Source organism: Kitasatospora sp. NPDC059571, assembly GCF_042735675.1.
In the GTDB taxonomy this organism is placed as follows: Bacteria; Actinomycetota; Actinomycetes; order Streptomycetales; family Streptomycetaceae; genus Kitasatospora.
The window spans coordinates 1-8,160 of sequence record NZ_JBHWBW010000363.1 but is presented as its reverse complement, the minus strand read 5'-3'; the positions used below and the strand labels follow the sequence as shown (position 1 = coordinate 8,160).

Here is an 8,160-nt window from a genome sequence, read left to right as displayed (position 1 = left end):
ACCCGGTGCACCAGGCCGAGCTCGAACGCCGGGTGCCCCGGACCGCCGACGGCGCGACGGTGCCGTACGGGGACCCGGCCGCCGGGACGTGGGCCGAGGCGCTCAACGGCGGCGGCCACCGCGAGGCCGGCCGCGCCAACAACTGCGTGGACGTGGCGCTGTCGGCCGTCGACACGCTGGCCGGCCTGCCGGTCTGCGCCGCCCCGCGGCTGCCGGACGGCCCGGCGGGCGAGCGCGGCGGGCGGGACCGCGCCGAGCGCGAGCTCGGCACGCGCTTCCGGGACCTGGGCGACGGGGCGGGTGCGCTCGCCCGGCTCGCCGAGGTGCTGCTGCGCTCCGGCCCCGGCGCCCAGGCCGTGCTGCTGACCCTCGACGCCTTCGGCCGCTCGCACAGCTGGAACGCCGTCAACCACGGCGACCGGCTCGCCTACCTCGACCCGCAGACCGGCCGGGTCGCCGGCGAGCCGCTGTACCCCGCGGACCACGGCCTGTGGGCGATCGCGGTGGACGAGCGCTGCCGGCCGCTCGACCTGGGCGAGGCCCCGGCGGCGCTGCCCGCCGCGGCCCCGTCCACGGCCGTACCGGAGCCGGCCCCGACACCGGAGCCCGCACCGGCGGCCGCGAGCGTGCCGGAGCCCGTCCCGGCCGCCGTCGCCGACCCCCGCCCCGCCGAGCCCGCGCCCCCGCGGTCCCGGCTCACCGTCCACCGCACCGCCGCCGGGAGCACCCGCCGATGACCACCCGCGAGCAGGCCCTGGAGGCCGCCCACCGCTGGATCCACGGCGCGCTGCCGGCCGATGCCGCCGCCCGCCGGGTGCACAGCCACGAGTTCGAGCACGGCTGGGTGGTCTGGCCGGAGCCGTCCCCCGTCCAGGTCGACCCGCTGACCGGGGAGCGGCGCGCCCCGGAGGAGATCGGCGCCGCCTGCGGCGTCGTCGACCGGCTGACCGGCGACCTCACCGTCTGGCCGTCCGTCCCCGTCCCGGACGTCGTCCGGCTCTACCTGGACCACCTCGGCGCCAGCGGCTACGACCCCTCGCTCCCGCCCGCCACCGGACCCGGCACCCGCGCCGTGATCCGCCACCGCGACGCCCTGGGCGCCGAGCACAGCCTCACGGTCGCGTCCGCGCACGGACTCCCGCACCCGGCGCTGCGCGCCTGGGAGCAGCTGCGCGGGCAGGGCGTGCCGCTGCAGGACGTGCTCGGGGTGCACACCGACCTGCGGCTCGCCGCGTTGCCCGGCGGGTACGCCGCGCACGCGGTCGCGGCGGCGCTGCCAGGCGTGCCGGTGACCCACGGCCTCCGGTACGGGCCGCGCTTCGACGGCCGTGCCGAGGCCGTCCGGGCGCTGCCCCCGGCCGACGGGGTGCGGCCGAACCGGGTGCCCTTCCCCCGCACGGTGCCGCCCGCGCCGCCGGAGGCCGGCCCGGCGGTGGCGGCGCGGCTGGCCGCCGTGTTCGGCGCGGACGGCGTGCGCCGCTTCGACCCGGCGGCGGTGGCCGCGGCCGACCTCCCGGACGCGGTGGCCCGCCCGCTGCTGGACGCCGGGCTGCCGATCGCCGTGGACGGCCTGTTCACCGTCCACCACCCGCAGTCCGACGGCGTCCTGGACGGCACCCGCACCGGCGCTCCGCTGCCCGACGCCGCCGGGCACCTCGCCGCGCTCGGCCGCGGCGGGTCCGCCACCGCCGGGGCCCGGCAGGGGCTGCTCGGCCAGGTCGTGCTCGGCGGCGACGGGCACGCGCTGGTCACCGTCGACACCGCGCAGGGCCGGGTCCGGGCGATCGACCCGGACACCGCCACCGCCCGCTACTGCAACGCCGACGTGACCGCCTTCGCCCGCTCGCTGGCCCTCGCCGCCGAACGGCTCCCCGCCCTGCGCGGGCTGCACCCGTACGCGGCCGGCGCCGCCGTCGCCGAGTTCCAGTGGGCGCTGGCCGCCCTGGACGGCACCGTCTTCACCGATCCCGAGAACTGGTGGGCGGTGCTCGTCGAACAGCTCTGGCACGGCCTGCTCTGAGCCGCCGGGGGGGGGGGGGGCCCCCCCCCCCCCCCCCCCCCCCCCCCCCCCCGCCCGCGCCCGCGCACGCCGCGCCCCCCCCGCGGGGGGCGGGCGTGCTCGGCGCCGCCGGGGGGGGGGCCGCAACTCCCCGCCGCCCCGCGCCGACCGGCCCGGGCCCGCTCAGTCCGCCAGGAACGCCTCCAGGGCGGTCGCGAACGCCACCGGCAGCTCGTACATCGGGTAGTGGCCGCAGTTGGCCAGCGTCTCCAGTTCCGCACCCGGGTAGTGGGCCAGCCAGGTGGCCTCCATCACCGGCGCGGTCAGCGCCGCGTCGTGCTCGCCGACGAACACCTTCACCGGCAGCCGTCGGCCGGCCACGTCGGCCGCGAAGTCCCGGGTCGTCCACTCGGTGAAGTAGGCGGCGAACGCGTCCGCGCGGGAGTCCGTCAGCGACTGGGTGGTCATCCGGTCGAGCCAGGCGGCGCCCGCCCGGCCGCCGGTGACCAGGTCGAGGATTGCCCTGCGGTTCGCCGGCTGCCCCGCCGCCCCGTGGAACAGCTCGTACGCCTCGCCCTCCAGCGGGAAGGCCGAGGCCGGCACCGGCGCGACCCCGACCAGCTTGCGGACCCGCTCCGGGGCGTCCGCCAGCACCCGCTGCGCGGCCTTGCCGCCCATCGAGTGGCCGACCAGCGAGAAGTCCTCCCAGCCCAGCCGGTCGGCCAGCGCCAGGGTGTCCGAGGAGATCTCCGCCAGCGTGTAGTCGCCCGCGACGTCGGCCCGCTCGCCGTAGCCGCGGTAGTCGAGGAAGACGTAGCTGAAGGCGTCGCCGTCCAGGTAGTCCAGGAAGGACCCCCAGCCGGAGCTGGTCCCGAACCAGTCGTGCAGCACGATCACCCGCTGCCCGCCGGTGCCGACCGATCGATGACGGATCGTCATGTGTGCTTCCTCTCGGTGGTGGTGGAGGACTGCCCGGTGCCCAGGGTGGACCGCCGCGGCGCCGTCGGCAATCCGTCCGGCGGGATCCGGGCTGGTCCGCGGGCCGGATCGCGTAGCGTGGACCGCTATGCGACTCGGTGTCCTCGACGTAGGTTCCAACACCGTCCACTTCCTCGTGGTGGACGCGCACCCCGGTGCGGCCCCCCTCCCCGCGTACTCGCACAAGGCCGAGCTGCGGCTCGCCGAGCTGCTCGACGACGCCGGGGCGATCACCGACGTCGGGGTCGAGCGCCTGGTGGGGATGGTCTCCTCCTCGCTCGCGGTCGCCGAGGACAAGGGCGTGGTCGACATACTGCCGTTCGCCACCTCAGCGGTCCGCGAGGCCGCCAACGGCGAGGCGGTGCTCGCCCGGATCACCGCCGAGACCGGCATCGAACTGCGCGTCCTGTCCGGCCAGGACGAGGCCCGGCTGACCTTCCTGGCGGTCCGGCGCTGGTTCGGCTGGTCCTCCGGCCGGCTGCTCAACCTCGACATCGGCGGCGGCTCGCTGGAGATCGCCTGCGGCCTCGACGAGCAGCCCGACGTCGCCATCTCGCTGCCGCTCGGCGCCGGCCGGCTCACCGCCCGGCTGCCCGGCGACGTCGCCGACCCCGAGGACGTCCGCGAGCTGCGCCGCCACATCCGCGCGGAGATCGCCCGGACGGCCGGCGAGTTCGCGAGACAGGGCGCGCCGGACCACGCCGTCGCGACCTCCAAGACCTTCAAGCAGCTCGCCCGGATGACCGGCGCCGCCCCGGCCGACGCCGGCCCGCGGGTGCCCCGCCGGCTCACCCGCAGCGGCCTCGCCGCCTGGCTGCCCCGGCTCGCCGGCATGACGGTCGCCGAGCGGGCCCGGATCCCCGGCGTCTCCGAGGGCCGCGCCCGGCAGCTGCTGGCCGGCGCCCTGGTCGCCGACGCGGCCATGGACCTGTTCGGCCTGGACACCCTCGACATCTGCCCGTGGGCGCTGCGCGAGGGCATCATCCTGCGCCGCCTGGACGCCCTCGACAGCCCCTCCGAGCGGCGGGCCGCCCTCACCTCCTGACCCCGGCGGAGCACGCCGCCGGGGTGAGACGTGGCCCACCCTTCTCCCGGTCCGCCCCATTCGTCCGCGACGGCGCATACCCTGTGTCCCGTGGCGGATGCAGCGGAGGACGACGCGGCGCCGGCCGGCCGCGACGCCGACGAGGGCGCACGGCGGGCAGCCCGCCCGCGCCGGGCCAGGGCCGGGACCCAGCCGCAGCGCCGGGCCGGCGACCCCGGCGCCGACGCGCGGCAGAGCCTCGGCGAGCGCGCCGCCGCCGCGTCCCGGACGGCCAAGGGCGCCGCCTCCCGCACCGCGAAGGGCGCCGCCGCGCGCACCGCGAAGTCGGCCAAGTCCGTCCAGAGCGCGACCGCCGCCAAGTCCGCGAAGGTCGCCAAGGTGGCCCGCGCCGTCAAGGAGGCCCGCCGCAAGCAGCCGCAGAACGCACCGCTGCTGCGCACCACCGACCGGCTGGTCCTGCCCCCGCACCCCGGCCTGCACGTGCCGGACACCAAGGTGGCGCTCTCCACCGCCTCGGTCTACCCGTCGACCACCGCCACCGCCTTCGAGCTCGCCGCGAGGCTCGGCTACGACGGCGTCGAGGTGATGGTCTGGAACGACCCGGTCAGCCAGGACATCGAGGCGCTGCGCCGGCTCTCCGACGCCCACCGGATGCCGATCCTCGCCGTCCACGCGCCCTGCCTGCTGATCACCCAGCGGGTGTGGACCACCGACCCGTGGACCAAGCTCGTCCGGGCCCGGGCCGCCGCCGAGAAGCTGGGCGCGGACACCGTGGTCGTCCACCCGCCGTTCCGCTGGCAGCGCCAGTACGCGCGCGAGTTCGTCCAGGGCATCGCCCGGATGGCGGGCGAGACCGATGTCCGCTTCGCGGTCGAGAACATGTACCCGTGGCGGTACAAGGACCGCGAGATGCTGGCCTACGCGCCCGGCTGGGACGTCACCGACGAGGAGTACCGGCACTTCACCATCGACCTCTCGCACGCCGCCACCTCGCGGATCGACGCCCTGGAGATGGCCGACCGGATGGGCCACCGGCTGGCCCACATCCACCTCGCCGACGGCTCCGGCTCCGGCAAGGACGAGCACCTGATCCCCGGCCGCGGCAAGCAGCCCTGCGCCGCCCTGCTGGAGCGCCTGGCCCGCGACGGCTTCGACGGCCACGTGGTGCTGGAGGTCAACACCCGCCGCGCCGCCACCCCCGCCGAGCAGGAGGCCGACCTCGCCGAGGCGCTCGCCTTCACCCGCCTCCACCTGGCCACCCCCGCCCGCCGCCCCGCCCGGGGCTGAACCCGCCCCCGGGGCTACCCTGGCAGTGACGGATCGCGTACGGAGGGGACCATGACGGATCTTCAGCTGCAGGCCCATGCGATGTCGTTCGGCCCGGTCGCCGAGCAGTACGACGCCGCCCGCCCGTCCTACCCGGCCGAGCTCTTCGACGAGCTGGAACGGCTCGCCGGCCGCCCGCTGCGGGACGCCGACGTGCTCGACGTCGGCGCCGGCACCGGGATCGCCACCCGGCTGCTCGCGGCCCGCGGCGCCCGGGTGATCGCCGTCGAGCCCAGCGCCGGCATGGCCGCCCGGCTGCACGTGGTCTCCCCGCAGATCCCGGTGGTCAAGGGCGTCGGCGACGCGCTGCCCTGCCACGACCGCTCCGCCGACCTGATCACCTACGCCCAGGCCTTCCACTGGACGGACCCGGCCCGCTCCGTGCCGGAGGCGGTGCGGGTGCTGCGCCCCGGCGGCGCGCTCGCCCTGTGGTGGAACGTCAAGGACCGCGCCGCCGGATGGTTCGCGGAGCAGGAGCAGCGCCTCGCCGCGGCCCTGCCCTCGTACCACTACTACAGCGGGTCGCCGCTGGCGCACGCCGAGCTGTCCGGGCACGGGCTCGCGACGCAGACCGTCCGGCTGCACTGGGAGCGCCGGGTCACCGTGGACAGCCACCTCGACGACCTCACCTCGCGCTCGTACGTCGCGGTACTCCCCGCCGAGCAGCGGGCACCGGTGCTGGCGGCGGAGCGCGCGGCGCTGCTCGCCGCCTTCCCGGACGGCCTGCTCACCGAGCCGTACCTGCTCGAGCTCTTCGTGGCCCGCACCCCCGCCTGACCCGCCGGACACCCTGACCGCATCGCGGACAACGCGTCCGCGGCGCGGACGGGGAGGCGTAACCTCGGTAGGACAGCGGCCGTGCACCCTCCCACCAGCACAGCGGCCGCGCCGCAGGCCCCGAAGGAGTGGAGCGCATGCCCGAGCTGAGGTCCCGTACCGTCACCCACGGCCGCAACATGGCGGGCGCCCGCGCCCTTCTCCGGGCCGCCGGCGTAGCCCGGGAGGACTTCGGCAAGCCGATCATCGCGGTGGCCAACTCCTTCACCGAGTTCGTGCCGGGCCACACCCACCTCCAGCCGGTCGGCCGGATCGTCTCCGAGGCGATCAAGGAGGCCGGCGGCATCCCGCGCGAGTTCAACACCATCGCGGTCGACGACGGAATCGCGATGGGCCACGGCGGCATGCTGTACTCGCTGCCCTCCCGCGACCTGATCGCCGACTCGGTCGAGTACATGGTCAACGCGCACTGCGCGGACGCCCTGATCTGCATCTCCAACTGCGACAAGATCACCCCGGGCATGCTGATGGCCGCGCTGCGCCTCAACATCCCGACGGTCTTCGTCTCCGGCGGCCCGATGGAGGCCGGCAAGGCGACGCTGGTCGACGGCACCGTCCGCAAGCTGGACCTGGTCGACGCGATCTCGCAGGCGGTCAACGAGTCCGTCTCCGACGAGGACATCGCGATCATCGAGGAGAACGCCTGTCCGACCTGCGGTTCGTGCTCCGGCATGTTCACCGCCAACTCGATGAACTGCCTCACCGAGGCGATCGGCCTCTCGCTGCCGGGCAACGGCTCGGTGCTCGCCACCCACACCGCCCGCCGCGCCCTCTACGAGCGCGCCGGGCAGACGGTCGTCGAGATCACCAAGCGGCACTACCACCAGGACGACGAGTCCGTGCTGCCGCGCAACATCGCCACCCGGGCCGCGTTCGAGAACGCGATGGCCCTGGACATCGCGATGGGCGGCTCCACCAACACGATCCTGCACCTGCTCGCCGCCGCCCAGGAGGCCGAGCTGGACTTCGACATGCGGGACATCGACGCCATCTCCCGCAAGGTGCCCTGCCTCTCCAAGGTCGCGCCGAACGGCTCGTACTACATGGAGGACGTGCACCGGGCCGGCGGCATCCCCGCGATCCTCGGCGAGCTGTACCGCGGCGGCCTGCTCAACGAGGACGTGCACACCGTGCACGCCGACTCGATCACCGAGTGGCTGAAGACCTGGGACATCCGCGGCGGCTCGCCGTCCGCGGAGGCCGTCGAGCTGTGGCACGCCGCCCCCGGCTGCAAGCGCACCTCCGAGGCCTTCGCGCAGTCCGAGCGCTGGGAGTCCCTGGACACCGACGCCGCCAAGGGCTGCATCCGCAGCGTCGAGCACGCCTACTCCGTCGAGGGCGGCCTCGCGGTGCTGTACGGCAACCTCGCCGAGGACGGCTGCATCGTGAAGACCGCAGGCGTGGACGAGTCGATCTGGACGTTCAGCGGCCCGGCCGTGGTCGTCGAGTCCCAGGAGGACGCCGTCGAGGCGATCCTCGCCAAGCGGGTCAAGGAGGGCGACGTCGTCGTCATCCGCTACGAGGGCCCCAAGGGCGGCCCCGGCATGCAGGAGATGCTCTACCCGACCTCCTTCCTCAAGGGCCGCGGCCTCGGCAAGGCCTGTGCGCTGATCACCGACGGCCGGTTCTCCGGCGGCACCTCCGGCCTCTCCATCGGCCACGCCTCCCCGGAGGCCGCCTCCGGCGGCACCATCGCCCTGGTCGAGGACGGCGACCTCATCGCGATCGACATCCCCGGCCGGAAGATCAGCCTGGAGGTCTCCTTCGAGGAGCTCCACGAGCGCCGGCTGAAGCTGGAGGCCGAGGGCGGCTACCGCCCCAAGAACCGTCAGCGCCAGGTCAGCCAGGCCCTCAAGGCGTACGCCGCGATGGCCACCTCCGCCGACAAGGGCGCCGTCCGCGACGTCAGCAAGCTCGGCTGAGCCGCACCCGCCACGACCGGAGGAGCCGCCCCCGCCCGGGGGCGGCTCCGCCC

General features: G+C 75.8%; 7 protein-coding genes. 6 read left to right on the top strand and 1 reads right to left on the bottom strand.

The genetic code is table 11. From position 1 onward, the window contains the following. Together ACFV0G_RS29585 and ACFV0G_RS29580 are read left to right on the top strand one after the other, a co-directional pair. The coding region (locus ACFV0G_RS29585) for a toxin glutamine deamidase domain-containing protein (RefSeq protein WP_380554685.1) at positions 1–737 on the top strand (737 nt) is incomplete at its 5' end. Then, positions 734–2,020, top strand: coding sequence for an SUKH-4 family immunity protein (locus ACFV0G_RS29580; RefSeq protein ID WP_380554682.1), 1,287 nt, complete (start codon positions 734–736; stop codon positions 2,018–2,020). The genes ACFV0G_RS29585 and ACFV0G_RS29580, both read left to right, overlap by 4 nt. A gap of 162 nt (positions 2,021–2,182) precedes the next feature. Here ACFV0G_RS29580 and ACFV0G_RS29575 read toward each other — a convergent pair whose 3' ends face one another. Continuing rightward, positions 2,183–2,938 carry an alpha/beta fold hydrolase gene (locus ACFV0G_RS29575; protein ID WP_380554679.1) on the bottom strand — a complete coding sequence of 252 codons (756 nt, stop codon included), beginning with the start codon at positions 2,936–2,938 and terminating at the stop codon, positions 2,183–2,185. Positions 2,939–3,065: 127 nt separating this feature from the next. Between ACFV0G_RS29575 and ACFV0G_RS29570 the strand changes: the two genes are divergently transcribed. The 4 genes from ACFV0G_RS29570 (at position 3,066) to ilvD (ending at position 8,107) form a co-directional block, all read left to right on the top strand. Continuing rightward, entirely contained in the window at positions 3,066–4,022 is a 957-nt protein-coding gene (locus tag ACFV0G_RS29570; RefSeq protein WP_380554676.1) for a Ppx/GppA family phosphatase, read from the top strand. 474 nt (positions 4,023–4,496) lie between these two features. Further along, positions 4,497–5,309: a sugar phosphate isomerase/epimerase family protein gene (locus ACFV0G_RS29565; protein ID WP_380554688.1), complete on the top strand. Its 813-nt coding sequence runs from the start codon at positions 4,497–4,499 to the stop codon at positions 5,307–5,309. A gap of 51 nt (positions 5,310–5,360) precedes the next feature. Continuing rightward, positions 5,361–6,125: a class I SAM-dependent methyltransferase gene (locus tag ACFV0G_RS29560; RefSeq protein ID WP_380554673.1), complete on the top strand. Its 765-nt coding sequence runs from the start codon at positions 5,361–5,363 to the stop codon at positions 6,123–6,125. Positions 6,126–6,262: 137 nt separating this feature from the next. Then, positions 6,263–8,107 carry a dihydroxy-acid dehydratase gene (gene ilvD / locus ACFV0G_RS29555; RefSeq protein ID WP_380554670.1) on the top strand — a complete coding sequence of 615 codons (1,845 nt, stop codon included), beginning with the start codon at positions 6,263–6,265 and terminating at the stop codon, positions 8,105–8,107. The last annotated feature ends 53 nt before the right edge of the window (positions 8,108–8,160 follow it).

Excerpts from the sequence above, each read along its gene's own strand:
- ACFV0G_RS29575 (WP_380554679.1), bottom strand. The coding sequence starts at position 2,938 with ATGACGATCCGTCATCGATCGGTCGGCACCGGCGGGCAGCGGGTGATC.
- ACFV0G_RS29570 (WP_380554676.1), top strand. The coding sequence starts at position 3,066 with ATGCGACTCGGTGTCCTCGACGTAGGTTCCAACACCGTCCACTTCCTC.
- ACFV0G_RS29560 (WP_380554673.1), top strand. The coding sequence starts at position 5,361 with ATGACGGATCTTCAGCTGCAGGCCCATGCGATGTCGTTCGGCCCGGTC.
- ilvD (WP_380554670.1), top strand. The coding sequence starts at position 6,263 with ATGCCCGAGCTGAGGTCCCGTACCGTCACCCACGGCCGCAACATGGCG.
- ACFV0G_RS29580 (WP_380554682.1), top strand. The coding sequence starts at position 734 with ATGACCACCCGCGAGCAGGCCCTGGAGGCCGCCCACCGCTGGATCCAC.